Annotated in this window: 16 protein-coding genes; 7 read left to right on the forward strand and 9 right to left on the reverse strand. The window is 61.7% G+C overall.

The features are described from left to right. Positions 1–46: 46 nt before the first annotated feature. Positions 47–2,236 (reverse strand): patatin-like phospholipase family protein, encoded by a 2,190-nt coding sequence (locus LOY70_RS07945; protein ID WP_265035267.1) that lies wholly within the window; start codon positions 2,234–2,236, stop codon positions 47–49. A 70-nt stretch (positions 2,237–2,306) separates the two neighbouring features. Between LOY70_RS07945 and LOY70_RS07950 the strand changes: the two genes are divergently transcribed. Beyond that, positions 2,307–2,594: a SelT/SelW/SelH family protein gene (locus LOY70_RS07950; RefSeq protein WP_265035268.1), complete on the forward strand. Its 288-nt coding sequence runs from the start codon at positions 2,307–2,309 to the stop codon at positions 2,592–2,594. On the opposite strand, the gene LOY70_RS07955 is transcribed toward LOY70_RS07950, so the two are convergent. Next, positions 2,588–3,478 carry a DMT family transporter gene (locus LOY70_RS07955; RefSeq protein ID WP_265035269.1) on the reverse strand — a complete coding sequence of 297 codons (891 nt, stop codon included), beginning with the start codon at positions 3,476–3,478 and terminating at the stop codon, positions 2,588–2,590. The genes LOY70_RS07950 and LOY70_RS07955 overlap by 7 nt on opposite strands. A 93-nt stretch (positions 3,479–3,571) precedes the next feature. Next, positions 3,572–4,321 carry a helix-turn-helix transcriptional regulator gene (locus LOY70_RS07960; RefSeq protein WP_265035271.1) on the reverse strand — a complete coding sequence of 250 codons (750 nt, stop codon included), beginning with the start codon at positions 4,319–4,321 and terminating at the stop codon, positions 3,572–3,574. A 134-nt stretch (positions 4,322–4,455) separates the two neighbouring features. On the opposite strand from LOY70_RS07960, the gene LOY70_RS07965 reads away from it, so the two are divergent. Further along, positions 4,456–5,271: a UDP-2,3-diacylglucosamine diphosphatase gene (locus LOY70_RS07965; RefSeq protein WP_265035272.1), complete on the forward strand. Its 816-nt coding sequence runs from the start codon at positions 4,456–4,458 to the stop codon at positions 5,269–5,271. A gap of 185 nt (positions 5,272–5,456) precedes the next feature. On the opposite strand, the gene LOY70_RS07970 is transcribed toward LOY70_RS07965, so the two are convergent. Continuing rightward, entirely contained in the window at positions 5,457–6,047 is a 591-nt protein-coding gene (locus LOY70_RS07970; protein WP_265035274.1) for an HD domain-containing protein, read from the reverse strand. 25 nt (positions 6,048–6,072) lie between these two features. Continuing rightward, positions 6,073–6,384, reverse strand: coding sequence for a DUF962 domain-containing protein (locus LOY70_RS07975; protein ID WP_265035276.1), 312 nt, complete (start codon positions 6,382–6,384; stop codon positions 6,073–6,075). A 186-nt stretch (positions 6,385–6,570) separates the two neighbouring features. Between LOY70_RS07975 and LOY70_RS07980 the strand changes: the two genes are divergently transcribed. Continuing rightward, a complete protein-coding gene (locus LOY70_RS07980; RefSeq protein WP_265035278.1) occupies positions 6,571–7,620 on the forward strand; it encodes an AraC family transcriptional regulator in 1,050 nt (349 codons plus the stop codon). Here LOY70_RS07980 and LOY70_RS07985 read toward each other — a convergent pair. Further along, a complete protein-coding gene (locus LOY70_RS07985; RefSeq protein ID WP_123342207.1) occupies positions 7,577–9,031 on the reverse strand; it encodes a TrkH family potassium uptake protein in 1,455 nt (484 codons plus the stop codon). The genes LOY70_RS07980 and LOY70_RS07985 overlap by 44 nt on opposite strands. 171 nt (positions 9,032–9,202) lie before the next feature. Between LOY70_RS07985 and LOY70_RS07990 the strand changes: the two genes are divergently transcribed. After that, the gene (locus LOY70_RS07990) at positions 9,203–9,766 is read left to right on the forward strand and encodes an NAD(P)H nitroreductase (RefSeq protein ID WP_265035281.1); all 564 of its coding nucleotides are present in this window, start codon (positions 9,203–9,205) and stop codon (positions 9,764–9,766) included. Positions 9,767–9,976: 210 nt separating this feature from the next. On the opposite strand, the gene LOY70_RS07995 is transcribed toward LOY70_RS07990, so the two are convergent. The 3 genes from LOY70_RS07995 to phhA all read right to left on the reverse strand — a co-directional run bounded on the left by LOY70_RS07995 (position 9,977) and on the right by phhA (position 12,423). Beyond that, the gene (locus LOY70_RS07995) at positions 9,977–11,182 is read right to left on the reverse strand and encodes an amino acid aminotransferase (protein WP_265035283.1); all 1,206 of its coding nucleotides are present in this window, start codon (positions 11,180–11,182) and stop codon (positions 9,977–9,979) included. Further along, on the reverse strand, positions 11,182–11,538 hold the full coding sequence (locus tag LOY70_RS08000; protein WP_265035285.1) for a 4a-hydroxytetrahydrobiopterin dehydratase: 357 nt from the start codon (positions 11,536–11,538) through the stop codon (positions 11,182–11,184). The genes LOY70_RS07995 and LOY70_RS08000 overlap by 1 nt, the downstream gene beginning before the upstream one ends. Before the next feature lie 99 nt (positions 11,539–11,637). Further along, complete coding sequence (gene phhA / locus LOY70_RS08005; RefSeq protein ID WP_265035287.1) at positions 11,638–12,423, reverse strand: phenylalanine 4-monooxygenase; 786 nt, start codon at positions 12,421–12,423, stop codon at positions 11,638–11,640. Between the two features lie 287 nt (positions 12,424–12,710). Between phhA and LOY70_RS08010 the strand changes: the two genes are divergently transcribed. From LOY70_RS08010 to flgG, 3 genes are all read left to right on the forward strand, one after another. Then, the gene (locus LOY70_RS08010) at positions 12,711–14,273 is read left to right on the forward strand and encodes a sigma-54-dependent transcriptional regulator (RefSeq protein WP_265035289.1); all 1,563 of its coding nucleotides are present in this window, start codon (positions 12,711–12,713) and stop codon (positions 14,271–14,273) included. A 348-nt stretch (positions 14,274–14,621) separates the two neighbouring features. Continuing rightward, a complete protein-coding gene (locus tag LOY70_RS08015) occupies positions 14,622–15,359 on the forward strand; it encodes a flagellar basal body rod protein FlgF (RefSeq protein ID WP_123342203.1) in 738 nt (245 codons plus the stop codon). Between the two features lie 49 nt (positions 15,360–15,408). Continuing rightward, on the forward strand, positions 15,409–16,194 hold the full coding sequence (gene flgG, locus LOY70_RS08020) for a flagellar basal-body rod protein FlgG (protein ID WP_265035291.1): 786 nt from the start codon (positions 15,409–15,411) through the stop codon (positions 16,192–16,194). The last annotated feature ends 51 nt before the right edge of the window (positions 16,195–16,245 follow it).

Genomic DNA, 16,245 nt, shown 5'->3' on the forward strand with positions numbered 1-16,245 from the left:
AGCGGCCTGCCAGGCTGGCATCTTTCCCAGGCAAATCCCCGGCCCCTCAAAACGTCTGCCCCAGATTCAGGTACACCGCCTGTTCATCATCATCGTTAAAGCCATAACTGAAATTCAAGGGCCCCAATGGCGTGTCAAAGCCTAGGAAAATGCTGGCGGCATTGATGTAGCCGCTGTCGAATTCATTGTCGTTGTTCCACGCCCGGCCGCGTTCCAGCGAGCCGCCGATGTACAGTGGAAAGTCCAGCGGCAGGTAGGCCCGTGGCGTGAGCCGGCGGTAGTACACGGCGCGCATCAGGCTCATGTTCTGTCCGGATATGCCGTCTTCGCGAAAGCCCGACAGCTGCCGCGCCCCCCCGAGTACAAAGCTTGAAGTCACCACTTCGGCCGTGTCGAGGGTTCGGCCGTAGCGCCCGCCGAGGATGAAGGTGTCCGGGCCGCTGCTCAGGGCCTTGTCCAGTTTGAATTCCCATTGGCGATAACGCTCGTCGGAACCCAACCCCGGTTCATACTGGCGCCAGGTCAGGCCGATGTCTTCGCCTTCATGGGGGAAGTACACATTGTCGAAGGAATCGAATGAGTATTTCAGCTCGTAGAAACCTTCGTTGAAGTTCTCGCTGGGCAGGTCGTGGTCGCCGATGCGTACGTCCGCCTTGCCCCAGGCTTGGCCGACGCCGAAACGAATTTCGCCACTGTTGCCGATCTGGCGGCCTACGTTCAGGCCGAAGCCATAGCGCTCGACGCGATATTGGGCCACTGGATCGTTGTCCAGGATGGACTCCACGTTGCGCGATTCGAATTGCCCATAGGGGGCGATGAAGTAGCGCGAGCCAACATCCAGCGGTTGGTAGAACTCGCTGTACAACTCTTGCTTGCCGCCGATTTGCGCCCGGGTCAGCCATTCGGCACCCAGGCGATTGATGCCGTTGACCCGATAACTGGCGCCGAGATTGAAGGCGCTGTCGCCGCGCATGTCGTCCGACAGGCTCAGCCCCAGTCGCAGGTAATCGGTGCCGGTGCGTTTGCCCCGGGCGCTGATCACCAGCGTATGGTCCGGGCCCTTGCGCACCACCCGGTACTGCACTTGTTCGAAGTAATCCAGGCCGTACAGCGTCCCCATGTCGGTCTGCAGGCGACCCAGGTCCAGTGGTTCGCCGATTTGCTGGCGCACGTAATAGCGAATCACGTCGTCGCCGACTTTCGAATCGTTCTCTACTCGAATCGCGGTGATGACCGGTGTGCGTTCGCTCGGGGTGCGCGCCGCGGTGAGTGCAGGATCGACCGGCTCGGCGGGACGCAGGCGGGCCAGGCGAGCCTCGAGTATCCGCGCGGCACGGTAGCCGGCGTCGATCATTTCCTGGGCTCGGCCGAAGTCAGTGGAGCCAAAGCTCGCCAGGGCCGGCTGGATCAGCACGTCGTCTTTTTTCAACGTCGCCAGCTGCTCTTCAGAGTTGCGCCGGGTCATCAGGGTCGTCGACTGGTTCAGCACGTCGACCACCGTAACCAATTGCTTACGGTTGCGCAGCGGTGTGCCGATGTCGACCACGATGGCCACGTCCACCCCCATTTCACGGGCCACATCCAGTGGGATGTTGTCGGACATGCCGCCGTCCACCAGCAGTCGGCCATCCAGCTCCACCGGGGCGAACACCGCCGGGATCGACATGCTGGCGCGAATCACCTTGGGCAGGTGACCTTTGCGAAACACCACCTTTTCGCCGCTGGCGATGTCGGTCGCGACCGCGCGGAAGGGGATCGGCAGTTTGTCGAAGTCCCGGGTGTCGCTGGCGTGGGCCAGCAGGCTTTCGAGCAGCAGGGCCAGGTTCTGGCCCTGAATGACCCCCAATGGCAGGCCGAGGCTGCCGTCATCGCGAAAGCTCAATTTCTGTTTCACCAGGAAGTCCCGGTCATCCTGCTTGCGCCGGAACGGCACGTCCTTGCGTGGCGGAGCGTCGGAGAGTGCCTGTTGCCAGTCGATGCCCAGGGCGAGTTTCTCCAGTTCGTCGATCTTGTAGCCTGAGGCGTACAACCCGCCGATGACTGCGCCCATGCTGGTGCCGGCAATCGCGTCAATCTTGATACCTTGCTCTTCCAGGGCCTTGAGCACGCCGATGTGGGCCAGGCCGCGTGCCGCGCCGCCGGACAACACCAGGCCGATTTTCGGGCGCGGTGCCTCGACGGCATGAGCGAACAAGGGCAATAGCAACAGAAGCAGGCAGGGCAGCAGGCGGCGCATCGTCAATCTCGGGCGGGCGATCAAAGGCGAGTATTATAGCGATGCCTTCGAACCCAGGAGTCCACCGGCAATGACCGAACACAAACCGGAAGTCGTCATCACCTATTGCACCCAATGCCAATGGCTGCTGCGCGCCGCCTGGCTGGCGCAGGAACTGCTCAGCACTTTCAGCGATGACTTGGGCAAGGTGTCTTTGGTGCCGGGCACCGGCGGGATCTTCCACATCAGCTGCGACGGCGCGCAGCTCTGGGAACGCAAGGCCGACGGCGGCTTTCCGGAAGCCAAGATCCTCAAGCAACGGGTCCGCGACCAGATCGACCCGACGCGGGACCTGGGCCACAACGACCGGGTTCAGTGAGACGCCGCTTCGGCGCCAACCCCCGGTTTCTTCGAACTGCCCAATTGGCTCGAGACCACGATGGCGGCGATGATCACCACGCCCCCCAGCAGCATGCGCAGTGTCGGATTCTCATCGAACAACAACCAGGCCATGGTGATGCCGTAGACCGGCTCCATGGCGAATACCACCGCTGCGGTGCGGGCCTTGATCACCGCCAGGCTGGCGACGAACAGGCTGTGGGCCAGGCCAGTGCAGAACACGCCGAGCAGCGCGATCCACAGCCAGTCGAGCGGGCGCACGTCGCTCAGTTGCGGCGCGGCCATCGGCAACAGACACAACCCGACCACCAGGTTCTGGCACAACGCGGCCTGGACCGGTGGCACCCGGGCGGAACCGGCGCGGTTGGTCAGTGACAACAGGGAAAACAGTAATCCCGAGCCCACGGCCCACAGCAGTCCGGTGGTGGCGCCACTGGCCAGGTCGAAGTTCGGCGTGACCAGCACCAGGCCGACGCTCACCAAAACCACCAGCAGGATTTCATTGAGGCGAATCCGCTCGCGGAAAATCAGCCCCTCGAGCAACACCGTGAAAGCCGGGAAACTGGCGAACCCCAACGTGGCGATGGCCACGCCGGCGATTTTCACCGAGATGAAAAAGCTCACCCAGTGCCCGGTCAACAACAGCCCACCGAGCAGCAAGCGGCGGCCGTCCTGGGCCCGGAGTTTCTGCCAGCGGGTGCTGCTGGCGAAGCGGGCAAAAACCGCCAGGGCCAACACCGCGAATACGGCGCGCCCGAAGACGATGACCGTCGGCGAGGCGGCGGCGAGTTTGCCGAACACACCGGTCAGGCCAAACATGAGTGCGCCGATGTGCAGGGCGCCGAGGGCGGTACGGGGTGTCATTGCGGTCCTTGTTGAAACGGTTGCGGATCAGGGTATTGAACCTCTGGCTGGCCGTTTTTGTCTGTCGCGATCCTAGCGATTTTTAGCGCGAAGCTAGCGTTGGCGCCGCAATTTGCCCGGCGAGGCGCCGAATTCGCGCAACACCGCCGCAGCGAAGGCACTCTGGGAGCTGTAGCCGACCCGATGGGCGATTTCACCGATGGGCAGGTCCGAACCGCGCAGTAATTCGACGGCCTTGTGCAAGCGGCGGCTGCGGATGTAATCCATCGGGGTTTGCCCGCATTCGGCGACGAAGCGCGCATGCAGGCGGGCACTGGAGAGCCCGGCGACCTGCGCCAGGTCCGCCACTTGCAGCGGATAGGCGGCGTATTGGTCGATATGGGCATTGAGTGCGGCATAGGGCAGGCGCCGACCGCCGAACGTTTCGGGGCGAGCGCCATTGAGGCTGGCCAGAAGCAGCACTGCGCCTTGCTGGGCGATCACCGGGTCCTCCACCGGGCTCCCGGCGAGCCAACTGACCAGCTGGTTTTGCCCCGCATCCAGGGGCAAGCGAGCGCTGTCGTCGAGCAAGCGGCGGCTGGCGTCGGCATGATCGCCCAAGGATTGCCCGAGCCATTCATCGCTCGGCACATCCAGCACCAGGCAACGGCTGCCATGGGGGCTGCCGCAGGCGTGATGGGCGCCGGCCGGCACCACCACGAAACTCTGTTGCACTACTTGACTGCCGCACCCTTCGACCTCGAAATCCAGCGCGCCGGACAGCCCGAACACCAGTTGGGCATGGTCATGGCTGTGGACAATCAAATCGTGGCTGTATTGGCGTAGCGTGAGGATCGGTCTCATCGCGGTCTCCCGTGGCAGGCGGTCAGTCTACACCGAGGGCGCGGCGCCTCGCGCTGTCATGTAATCGACTTGCGTTTGTCATGGAGCATTAACCGCTGGCGTGCACAGTGGCACAAACGATCAGAGGGTTGCCCATGACCAGCGCCGAGCTCGCCAGACCCAGCCGCAAACAGCGTGTTCGCACCCTATGGATTTCCGATGTGCACCTGGGCACTCGGGATTGCCAGGCCGAGCACTTGTCGCAGTTCCTCAAGGGCTATCACGCCGACAAGATCTACCTGGTCGGTGACATCATCGACGGCTGGAAGCTGCGCGGTGGCATGTACTGGCCCCAGGCTCATACCAACGTCATTCGGCGCTTGCTGACCATGAGCAAGCGCGGCACCGAGGTCATTTATGTCACCGGCAACCATGACGAATTCCTGCGGCGTTATTCGAAGCTGATCCTGGGCAATATCCAGTTGGTGGACGAAGCCGTGCACGTCACCGCCGACGGTCGGCACCTGCTGGTGATCCACGGCGATCAATTCGACGTCATCACGCGTTACCACCGTTGGCTGGCGTTCCTTGGCGATTCGGCCTACGAGTTCACCCTCACGCTTAACCGTTGGCTCAACCATTGGCGGGCCCGTTATGGCTACGGCTACTGGTCGCTGTCGGCGTACCTCAAGCACAAGGTCAAGACGGCCGTCAGCTTCATCAGCGATTTCGAAGAAGCCATCGCCCATGAGTGTGTGAAGCGCGAACTGCACGGCGTGGTATGCGGGCATATTCACCATGCCGAGATTCGGAGGGTGGGCGAGGTGGAGTACCTCAATTGTGGCGATTGGGTCGAGTCGTGCACGGCGCTGATCGAACATTGGGATGGCTCGATCGAGCTGTATCGGCTGGCGGAGGCTCAGGCGCGGGAGGCGCTGCTCAAGGCCGAAAAGGTCGCCGAACCTGCCTGAACCGTTGTGGCGAGGAAATTTATTGTGTGCCTAGAGGATTTATTGTGGCGAGGGGATTTATCCCCGTTGGGCTGCGCAGCAGCCCCAAAATGGTTACTTGAGTTTGCGATCTACCTGATAGATCTAGGGGGCTGCTGCGCAGCCCAGCGGGGATAAATCCCCTCGCCACAGGTTTTCTGTGGTTTTCAAAGCGGCGTTTGTTCCGCCATCGCCGCCTTGTAGATCGACTGCTTCGGCGCGGCGAATAGCCTTTCCAGCATCGGCTCGAAGAAGCTCAACGGCAGGGTGTCGTACTCGGCATCGAACGCGGCCGCGTCGTACTTCGCACAAAAATCGATGGTCGCCTGGTACTGCGGATGCCCGCTGAATTGCTCCCGCAGGTGCCGGTCCATGCCCAGGTGATGAAAGAAATAGTAACCCTGGAATATCCCGTGTTTCTCCACCATCCACAGGTTTTCGGCGCTGACGAAGGGCTTGAGGATGGCCGCGGCGATGTCCGGGTGGTTGTAAGCGCCCAGCGTGTCGCCGATGTCGTGGAGCAGGGCGCAGATCACGTACTCCTCATCCCGCCCGTCCCGGTAGGCCCGGGTGGCGGTTTGCAGGGAGTGGGTCAGGCGATCCACCGGGAACCCGCCGAAGTCTCCGTCCAGCAATTTCAGGTGCGCCAGGATCCGGCCCGGCAATTGCCGGGCGTAGGCGCTGAAGTCGGCTGCGATGATCGCCCAGTCTTGCTGGGTGCCGTCCTGCATGTGGGTAAAGCCTGCGCGTGGATTCATCGATCGTCCTTTGATTGCATGGCCGCTAGAACGCGACCTTGCCCAGCAGCATGTCGCGGTACATGACGAAGTCGCCGAGCAAACTGTAGAACGGATACTGGAAAGTGGCGGGGCGGTTCTTTTCGAAAAAAAAGTGCCCGGCCCAGGCGAAGCCGTAGCCCGCGACAGGCAGGGCGAGCAACCACCACCAAGTACCCGCGACGAACGCCAGGAGGAAAATCAACATGAGCAGGGAAGTGCCGACAAAGTGCAGTCGTCGGCAGGTGCTGTTGCTGTGCTCGCTGAGGTAATACGGGTAGAACTCAGCGAATGTATTGAATCGTCGGGTGTTTTCCACGACTGCAGGCTCTGTGGTTGTTGTTGTTTATTCAAGTCTAGAGGGATCATGGACCCCGGCCAGTGACAATGGGCGCCACTCTAGTGTCCTGTGTTACAAATGCCCTTGCTTTTTGTAATGGAAGACACTGGTATCCTTCGCCAAATCCAGCCGCACCCTGCGGCTCGTCATGCAAGTAGAAACGCCATGAGCGAACGAACGACTTCTTCAAGCTGGGCGATGGGGATTGTCAAGGCGCTGGAAATGGACGGCCTGGATTGTCGAGCGCTGTTCAAGCAATTGGGCCTGGACTTTGACGCGTTGGACGATCCGGATGCGCGCTTTCCCCAGGACTCGATGACGCGGCTCTGGCAACGGGCGGTGGAGTTGTCGGGCAACCCGGCCATCGCCCTGAACATGGGCAAAGTGGTGCGCCCGGCGTCCTTTCATGTGGTCGGTTACGCCTTGATGTCCAGCCGCACCCTGGTAGAGGGTTTCCAGCGGCTGGTGCGTTATCAGCGGATCATCGCCGAAAGTGCCGACTTGAGTTTTCGCCGACTGGAAGAGGGCTACGGGCTGATTCTGACGGTGCATGGCGACCATCTCCCACCCACCCGTCAAAGTGCCGAAGCCTCCCTGGCTTGTGCATTGGCCATGTGCAACTGGCTGACCGGACGTACCTTGCATCCGGTGAAGGTATTGTTCCAGGGCACCGAACCCGTTGACCTGGCCCCTTATCAACAGGCGTTCCCCGCGCCGCTGGTGTTCGGCGCCGCCTATGACGCACTGATTTTCGAACGGGCCGACATGGAAGCGCCGCTGCCCACGGCCAACGACGCCATGGCGCAGCTCCATGATCGATTTGCCGGTGAGTACCTGGCGCGGTTTTCGGAAAGCCGCGTGACCCACAAGGCGCGGCAGGTGCTGTGTCGACTACTGCCCCAGGGCGAGCCCAAGCGTGACGTGGTGGCGCAGACGCTGCACTTGTCCCAGCGCACCTTGCAGCGGCGCTTGCAGGAAGAAGGCACGAGTTTCCAGAGCCTGCTCGACGACACCCGCCGTGAACTGGCCGAGCAATACCTGGCGCAACCGGCCATGACCCTGCTGGAAATTGCCTATCTGCTGGGATTTGCCGACCCGAGTAATTTTTTTCGCGCCTTTCGCCGCTGGTTCGACACCACGCCCAGTGAATACCGGGCGCGGGCCAAACCGGTCAGTGACGCCAGAACGCCGGGATACACAACACGAACACCGTGATGATCTCCAACCGGCCCAGCAGCATGCCCCCCGACAGAATCCACTTGGCCGCATCCGGCAGCGGTGCGAAGTTGCCGGCCGGGCCAATGGTTTCCCCCAATCCCGGACCGACACCGGACACGGTACTGGCCGCGCCGGTCAGGGCCGTCATCCATTCCACGCCCAGCAGCGACAGCAGCAGGGCGATCACGCAGATGGTGATGGCGAAGAAGAACGAGAAGGTGAGAATCGAGCGGACGATTTCTTCGTCAAGGCGATGGCCGTTGTATTTCTGCTTGATCACCGCACGCGGGTGGATCAGTTGATTCAGGTTGGCCCGGAGCAGGATGTAGGCCACCTGGAAGCGGAAGATCTTGATCCCGCCGGCCGTCGAGCCCGAGCAGCCACCGACGAAGCCCAGGTAAAAGAACAGCATCAGTGAGAAATTGCCCCACAGGCTGTAGTCCCCCAGGGCGAAGCCGGTGGTGGTGACGATCGACGTCACGTTCAACGCCACGTGCCGCAGCGCGTCCAGCCAATGCAGGTCGGTGGTCGCCCAATACCAGGTGCCGAGCACCAGCCAGGTCACCAGCAGTACGCCGATCAGCCCCTGGACCTGCTGATCCTTGATCAGCGCCCGGCGATTGCCTCGCAGCGTCGAGACATACAGGGCAAACGGCAGGCTGCCGAGGATCATGATGACGATGGCGACCCAGTGCACCGCCGGCTGGGTCCATTTGGCCAGGGACAGGTCCGAGGTGGAGAAACCGCCGGTGGAGATCGCCGACATCGAATGGTTGATGGCATCGAACAGGCTCATCCCGGCCCACCAGAGCGCCAGGGTGCCGAGGATGGTGATGCCCACGTAGGACGCCACGATCAGCCGCGCCACCATGTGCGAGCGGGGCATGACTTTTTCCGAGCGGTCCGATGATTCGGTCTGGAACAGCCGCATGCCACCGATGCGCAACAGCGGCAGGATCGCCACGGCCATGCCGATAAAGCCGATCCCGCCGAGCCAGTGCAGCAACGAGCGCCACATCAGGATGCCGGGGGACATGGTGTCCAGGCCGCTCAGGACGGTGGCGCCGGTGGCGGTGATCCCCGACATGCTTTCGAAGAACGAATCCGTGTAGCTGATGTGCTGGGTCAGCAGGAACGGCAGCGCGGCAAAGATACACACCACCAGCCAACTGCTGACGGTCAGCAGGTACATGTCGCGCGGGCGCAGGTGTATGTGTTCCGGGCGTCCGGGAAGCACCAGGGCCAGGCCGGCGACGAAGGTGATCATGCTCGACCAGAGGAACGACGGCAGATCGCCGGTACGCTCGAAGATCAGCAAGGTGACCATGGGCACGACCATGAAGATCGCCAGGGTGATCAGGAAGATGCCGATAATGAAACCAATGATCCGCAGGGTCGGCAACGCCATGAAGTCCGCTCGGGCTGAAAAGGGGAGGGCGCCATTCTACCTGCGACCAGCGGCATGTAAACCGGCACCCGGCGACGCTTGGGGCGAGCGCAGCTCGGGTGGCGGAATTTGAACTAACGAACTCGCGTACATGCCACTAGAATAGCCAGACATTTTTTCAGGAGGTGGCCGATGCAGGCTCTCGACGCTTTGCTCAACCGTGTTTCCGTTCCGCGCCTGATCGAACCGGCACCCACGCCCGAACAGCGTGAGGTCATGTTCGCCGCGGCGATGCGGGCCCCGGATCACGGCCAGTTGCGGCCATGGCGCTTTTTAACGGTGGAAGGGCCGGCGCGTCATCGCATGGGGGAGCTCCTGGCCGAAGCAGCGCGGCTCAATGATCCGCAGGCACCCGAAGCCGTGGTGGAAAAGGCCCTCAACGGCCCGTTGCGCGCGCCGCTGGTGGTGGTGGTCATTGCTCGTTTGCAGGACCATTTCAAAATCCCGAAATCCGAACAGCTGCTGGCGGCCGGCTGCGCGGCCCATGGCATCCTGCTGGCGGCCTACGCCCAAGGCGTTGGCGGGGTCTGGCGCACGGGTGAGCTGTCGTACTCACCTCATGTCGCCGAGGGCCTCGGCCTTGAAGAAGGGGAAGAGGTGATCGGTTTCCTTTACCTGGGCACCCCGCAGAAAGAAGCACGCACCGCACCGCAGGAAGATGTCGGGCAGTTTGTCCGGGAGTGGACGGGGTTGTAGGTACAACGCTTGGCGCCGCTTTTGTGAGGGGTATTTATCGGTGATGCGGGCATTTAACTGTGGCGAGGGGATTTATCCCCGCTGGGCTGCGAAGCAGCCCCAAAATGCCAGGATAGGGGCAGCCTGACACTCCGGGGGGGCTAGGTTTTAGGGCTGCTGCGCAGCCCAACGGGGATAAATCCCCTCGCCACAAAGGTATGTGCTCAGCTGTTAAAGGTGTGGTGACTTGCAGGCATCAGCAATCGCCTCGGCCAGCAGATCCAGGCGCGTGGCGTCGATGCCCGCGACGTTGGCCCGGCCCGTGCCCACCATATAGATGCTGTGCCGTTCGCGCAGGTGCTTGACCTGCTCCGGCGTCAGGCCGGTGTAGGAAAACATTCCACGTTGTGCACCGATGTGGGCGAAACGTTCGCGCAAACCGTGGGGTTCGAGGGCTTCCAGCAGGCCGCTGCGCAGCTGCGCGATGCGCAAGCGCATGGTCTGCACTTCGTCGGCCCACAGGCTTTTTAGCTCCGGATTGCCGAGGATCGTCGCCACCACTGCTGCGCCATGATCTGGCGGTGTCGACCACAGGTTACGGGCGATATTGGCCAATTGACTGCGGATGTCCACCAGCTTCTCGGCATTCCGGGCGCAGACGATCAGCGCACCGGTGCGGTCGCGGTACAGGCCAAAGTTCTTCGAGCAGGAACTGGTGATCAGGACTTCCGGCAGCGCATCGGCAAACAGCCGAACCGCCCACGCGTCTTGCTCCAGTCCGTCGCCGAAGCCCTGGTAGGCGAAGTCGATCAGCGGCAGCAGGTCGCGACTGCGCACCACCTCCAGCACCTGGCGCCATTGATCATGGGACAGGTCGAAGCCGGTGGGGTTGTGGCAGCAAGCGTGCAGCAGCACCACATCGCCTTTCGGTGCCTGGTCCAGGGTCGCCAGCATCGCTTCGAAATCCAGGCGATTGTCGGCACCCACGTAGGGGTAATGACTGGCCTTGACGCCGGCGGTGGCGAAGATGGTTTCGTGGATCGGCCAGGTCGGGTTGCTCAGCCAGACGCCCCGGCCCGGCAGGCATTGGGCGATGAAATCGGCACTCAGGCGCAACGCCCCTGTGCCGCCCGGTGTCTGGGTAGCGCCGGCACGTTTTTCGCTGATCAGCGTTGAATCGGTACCCAGCACCAGCTCATTGAGCAACTGGCCGAACGCGGCGTCGCCGTGGCCGCCGATGTAGGTTTTGGTGGTCTGGCGATCCACCAAGCGCTGCTCGGCCTGCTTCACTGACTGAAGAATCGGTGTCAGGCCCTGGGCGTCTTTATAGACGCCCACGCCCAGGTCGAACTTGCTCGGATTGGTGTCCGCCCCGTAGGCCTCCATCAGGCCGAGGATCGGGTCGCCGGGCACCCGGCCGATGGCATCGAAATGCATTACTTGCGGCCCTCGGCGGTCTTGGCCACGTCATCGGTGCGGGCGGCCATGATGAAGTCGTTGCGATGCAGGCCCTTGATGGAGTGGCTCCACCAGGTCACGGTGACTTTGCCCCACTCGGTGAGCAGGCCCGGATGATGACCTTCGGCCTCGGCGATTTCACCGACGGCGTTGGTGAACGCCAGGGCGTGCTTGAAATTCTTGAACAGGAAGACTTTTTCCAGCTGCATCACGCCGTCGCGCACTTCGATGTTCCAATCCGGGATCTGCTTGATCAATACCGGTAGTTCTTCGTCGCTGACTTGCGGGGCGTCGGCGCGGCAGGCTTCGCAATGGGCTTGGTTCAGAGTGTTCATCATGTGTTCCTGGATCGAATATTGAAAAAACGTCGATGCACCCACGCTAAAGCAAAGCTGCGCTGTGCAACAGACTCAATTGAGATCAAAAGCTGCGGTTCACGCGGCTTTTGGTGGAAATTTCGGTGTATGCAAGCCCAATTCCCGGCCGCGCTTGACCAGGCCCATGATGTCTTCATGGGCCAGGTCGAACAGGCGCTTGAGTTCAGGCAGTACGAAGTACACGGGCTGCAGGATGTCGATGCGGTACGGCGTGCGCATGGCTTCCAGCGGATCGAAGGCTTGGTGTTCCGGCTCGTCCGACAGGCAGTAAACGGTTTCCTTTGGCGAAGACAGGATGCCACCGCCGTAGATGCGCCGGCCTTGCGGGGTTTGCACCAGGCCGAACTCGATGGTCATCCAGTACAGGCGCGCCAGGTAGACGCGTTCTTCCTTGGAGGCCTGTAGGCCAAGTTTGCCGTAGGTGTGGGTGAATTCGGCAAACCAGGGGTTGGTCAGCAGCGGACAGTGGCCGAAGATCTCATGGAAAATGTCCGGCTCTTGCAGGTAATCCAGTTCTTCACGGGTACGAATAAAGGTCGCGACCGGAAACTGCTTGCTGGCGAGCAATTCAAAGAACGTCTGGAAGGGGATCAGCGCCGGTACCCGGGCGACTTGCCAGCCCGTGGTCGCGCCCAGCACCTGGTTGATTTCGTCCAGTTGCGGAATGCGATCGTGGGGCAGGCCAAGCTTGTCGATGCCGTCCAGGTATTCCTGGCACGCACGGCCTTCGATGACTTTCAGCTGGCGGGTGATCAGCGTATTCCACACCGCGTGTTCTTCGGCGGGGTAGTGGATAAAACCTTGCGCATCGGGCTCGCGGGCCACGTATTGCGTCTGCTTCATGCTGCTCTCCTGCTGATTCCCTTGGAGGGAAGGCTGTTTGTTTTTATGTCCAGCGATGCATTAGAGATAACTCGAAGCCGGAGTGCGTGCAGCCGAAGAAAGCAGTTGGGCAGGAACAGCTACGTGTCCTTTTGTAAAGTTTTCGTTACAGTCGGGAGTGTGCTTCGGCCGCGTTGAGAATTTTGGCTGGGAAATGGCCTACAGCTGTCACATAATCTTGACAATTATTTATGTGCCTAGACAAAAATGGCGCGCCTTTTCTATCTCACCCACATCCGGGCCCTTTTATGCGGATCAAAGTCCATTGCCAGAATCGCATCGGCATCCTGCGGGACATTCTCAACCTGTTGGTGGAGTACGGGATCAACGTCGCCCGAGGGGAGGTGGGAGGCGAGCATGGCAATGCGATTTATCTGCACTGTCCGAACCTGATTAACATTCAGTTCCAGGCGCTACGGCCGAAATTCGAAGGCATCGCCGGGGTATTTGGCGTCAAGCGCGTGGGGCTGATGCCCAGCGAGCGGCGGCACATGGAGCTCAACGCCTTGCTCGGTGCCTTGGAGTTTCCGGTGCTGTCCATCGACATGGGCGGCTCCATCGTCGCCGCCAACCGGGCAGCGGCGCAGTTGCTCGGGGTGCGGGTGGACGAAGTACCGGGGATTCCGCTGTCCCGCTATGCCGAGGATTTCGATTTGCCGGAGCTGGTGCGGGCCAACCAGTCGCGGATCAACGGACTGCGGGTCAAGGTCAAGGGCGATGTGTTCCTGGCCGACATCGCCCCGCTGCAATCGGAGCACGACGACAGCGAGGCCATGGCCGGCGCCGTGTTGACGTTGCACCGGGCCGACCGGGTGGGCGAGCGTATCTATAACGTGCGCAAGCAGGAATTGCGCGGCTTCGACAGTATTTTCCAAAGCTCCAAGGTGATGGCGGCGGTGGTCCGTGAGGCCCGGCGCATGGCGCCCTTGGACGCGCCGCTACTGATAGAGGGCGAGACCGGCACTGGCAAGGAATTGCTGGCCCGCGCCTGCCACCTGGCGAGCCCCCGCGGGCAATCGCCGTTGATGGCACTTAACTGTGCCGGGCTGCCGGAATCCATGGCTGAGACCGAGCTGTTCGGCTACGGTCCCGGCGCCTTCGAGGGCGCCCGGGCGGAAGGCAAGCTCGGCCTGTTGGAACTGACCGCCGGCGGTACGCTGTTTCTCGACGGCGTTGGAGAAATGAGCCCGCGCCTGCAAGTGAAACTGCTGCGCTTTCTGCAGGACGGGTGCTTCCGGCGTGTCGGCAGCGATGAAGAGGTGTACCTGGACGTCAGGGTGATCTGCGCCACCCAGGTGGATTTGTCCGAACTCTGCGCCCGGGGAGAATTCCGTCAGGATTTGTACCATCGCTTGAACGTCCTCTCGCTGCACATCCCGCCACTGCGCGAATGCCTTGATGGCCTGGCGCCGCTGGTGGAGCATTTTCTCGACCAGGCCAGTCGCCAGATCGGTTGTCCGCTGCCCAAACTGGCCCCGGCGGCGATGGACCGTCTCAGTCACTACCATTGGCCGGGCAACGTCCGGCAGCTGGAAAACGTGCTGTTCCAGGCTGTTTCCCTGTGCGACGGCGGCACGGTGAAGGCCGAGCATATCCGCCTGCCGGACTATGGCGTGCGTCAGCCCCTTGGCGATTTTTCCCTCGAAGGAGGCCTGTCCGACATTGTCGGGCGTTTCGAGAAAGCGGTGCTGGAGCGCCTGTATTCCGAACACCCCAGCAGCCGGCAACTGGGCAAGCGGTTGGGGGTTTCCCATACCACCATTGCCAATAAGTTGCGCGAATATGAAGTCGGCAAAGACTCCGGAGCGTAATCAATTGTGGCGAGGGGATTTATCCCCGCTGGGCCGCGTAGCAGCCCCAAAGCAGTCAACCCGACACACTTTAATTGTCTGTTTTCAGGGGCGCTTCGCACCCCAGCGGGGATAAATCCCCTCGCCACAAAAATGTGGTGCAGTTGCCGGATGGGTATACCTTTGCCTTGCAGCGGCACGATACCGCCGGTTTTTCGTCTTCGATATACCTCCCATAATCCCTTCCAGCGCCCTCAAGCCCTTTGTTTACCGGGCCCTGTGGCGCCAGAAAAAAGTTGGTCTGCAAATTGCTTAAGGCTGTGCAACACAGCAGTGGGCGGCAAACGTCCGGCATGCAGAGGAACGACAGTGGACAAGTACCTTTATGTGGCAATGACCGGCGCCAGCCAGAACGCGCTGGCGCAGCGGGCCCATGCCAACAACCTGGCGAACATCTCCACCAACGGTTTTCAGAAAGACCTGGAGCAGGCCCGCTCGATGCCTGTATTCGGTGACAGCTTTCCGGCGCGGGCGTTTGCCATGTCCGAGCGACCTGCCACTGACTTCACCCCGGGCGCGCTGGTGGAAACCGGTCGTGACCTCGACGTCGCGGTCAGCGGGCCGGGCTGGATGGCCGTGCAGAATCCCGATGGCGGTGAAAGCTACGTGCGCACCGGCAGCCTCAATGTCGATGCCCTGGGCGTACTGCGGGCCGGCAACGGCATGCCGGTAATGGGCAACGGTGGTCCGATCGCCGTGCCGCCGGAGCAGAAAATCGAAATCGGCCAGGACGGCACCATCAGCATTCGCGCCATGGGTGAAGGCCCGCGGGTGATGGCTGAAGTGGACCGCATCAAGCTGGTCAACCCGGACCTCAAGAACATGACCAAGGGCCTGGACGGCTCGATCCGGACCAAGGACGGCCAGCCGGCGCCCATCGATGGCAACGTGCAGCTGGTCTCCGGCTTCCAGGAAGCGAGCAACGTCAATGCCGTTGACGAGATGACGTCGGTGCTGGCCCTGGCCAAGCAATTCGAGCTTCACGTCAAGATGATGAACACCGCCAAAGAAGGCGACGAGGCCATGGCCCGGGTCTTGCAGATCTAATCATTAATTACAGCGCTGCGCCGAAAAACAGGCGTACGAGGAGAATCGAATGCTTCCGGCTCTATGGGTTGCCAAAACAGGTCTGTCCGCCCAGGACACTAACCTGACGACCATTTCCAACAACCTGGCGAACGTCTCGACCACGGGTTTCAAGCGTGATCGCGCTGAGTTCCAGGACCTGCTGTACCAGGTCAAACGCCAGCCAGGCGCCCAGTCGACCCAGGACAGCGAACTGCCGTCGGGCCTGCAAGTGGGTACCGGTGTGCGCATTGTCGGCACCCAGAAAAACTTCACGGCCGGCAGCCTGCAAACCACCGAGCAACCACTGGACATGGCCATCGACGGTCGCGGTTTCTTCCAGATTCTGCAGCCGGACGGCACCACGTCCTACACCCGTGACGGTACGTTCCACCTCGACTCCAATGGCCAGATCGTCAACGCCAGCGGTTTCGCCCTGGAACCGGCCATCATTATCCCGAACGATGCCCAAACCTTCACCGTAGGCCGCGACGGCACGGTGTCCATCACAGTGGCGGGCAACCCGGCTTCCCAAGTGATCGGCAACCTGCAGACCGCCGATTTCATCAACCCGGCCGGCCTGCAATCAGCGGGCAACAACCTGTTCCTGGAAACCGCCGCCAGTGGCGCGCCGCAAGTCGGCACACCGGGCCTCAACGGTTTTGGCACCACGCTGCAGAACACCCTGGAAACGTCCAACGTGAGCACCGTGGAGGAGATGGTCAACATGATCACCACCCAGCGCGCCTACGAGATGAACTCCAAGGTGATCTCCACCGCCGACCAGATGCTCTCGTTCGTTACGCAGAATCTGTAATCACGTCTATAGAGGCGGCCTGAGGTCGCCTGCAACACCGAGAGGTAGGGT

It is taken from the genome of Pseudomonas sp. B21-054 (assembly GCF_026016345.1).
In the GTDB taxonomy this organism is placed as follows: domain Bacteria; phylum Pseudomonadota; class Gammaproteobacteria; order Pseudomonadales; family Pseudomonadaceae; genus Aquipseudomonas.

What these genes read in the sequence shown, in the direction of transcription:
- LOY70_RS07945 (WP_265035267.1), bottom strand. Translation starts at nt 2,236, where the DNA reads ATGCGCCGCCTGCTGCCCTGCCTGCTTCTGTTGCTATTGCCCTTGTTC.
- LOY70_RS07950 (WP_265035268.1), top strand. Translation starts at nt 2,307, where the DNA reads ATGACCGAACACAAACCGGAAGTCGTCATCACCTATTGCACCCAATGC.
- LOY70_RS07955 (WP_265035269.1), bottom strand. Translation starts at nt 3,478, where the DNA reads ATGACACCCCGTACCGCCCTCGGCGCCCTGCACATCGGCGCACTCATG.
- LOY70_RS07960 (WP_265035271.1), bottom strand. Translation starts at nt 4,321, where the DNA reads ATGAGACCGATCCTCACGCTACGCCAATACAGCCACGATTTGATTGTC.
- LOY70_RS07965 (WP_265035272.1), top strand. Translation starts at nt 4,456, where the DNA reads ATGACCAGCGCCGAGCTCGCCAGACCCAGCCGCAAACAGCGTGTTCGC.
- LOY70_RS07970 (WP_265035274.1), bottom strand. Translation starts at nt 6,047, where the DNA reads ATGAATCCACGCGCAGGCTTTACCCACATGCAGGACGGCACCCAGCAA.
- LOY70_RS07980 (WP_265035278.1), top strand. Translation starts at nt 6,571, where the DNA reads ATGAGCGAACGAACGACTTCTTCAAGCTGGGCGATGGGGATTGTCAAG.
- LOY70_RS07985 (WP_123342207.1), bottom strand. Translation starts at nt 9,031, where the DNA reads ATGGCGTTGCCGACCCTGCGGATCATTGGTTTCATTATCGGCATCTTC.
- LOY70_RS07990 (WP_265035281.1), top strand. Translation starts at nt 9,203, where the DNA reads ATGCAGGCTCTCGACGCTTTGCTCAACCGTGTTTCCGTTCCGCGCCTG.
- LOY70_RS07995 (WP_265035283.1), bottom strand. Translation starts at nt 11,182, where the DNA reads ATGCATTTCGATGCCATCGGCCGGGTGCCCGGCGACCCGATCCTCGGC.
- LOY70_RS08000 (WP_265035285.1), bottom strand. Translation starts at nt 11,538, where the DNA reads ATGAACACTCTGAACCAAGCCCATTGCGAAGCCTGCCGCGCCGACGCC.
- phhA (WP_265035287.1), bottom strand. Translation starts at nt 12,423, where the DNA reads ATGAAGCAGACGCAATACGTGGCCCGCGAGCCCGATGCGCAAGGTTTT.
- LOY70_RS08010 (WP_265035289.1), top strand. Translation starts at nt 12,711, where the DNA reads ATGCGGATCAAAGTCCATTGCCAGAATCGCATCGGCATCCTGCGGGAC.
- flgG (WP_265035291.1), top strand. Translation starts at nt 15,409, where the DNA reads ATGCTTCCGGCTCTATGGGTTGCCAAAACAGGTCTGTCCGCCCAGGAC.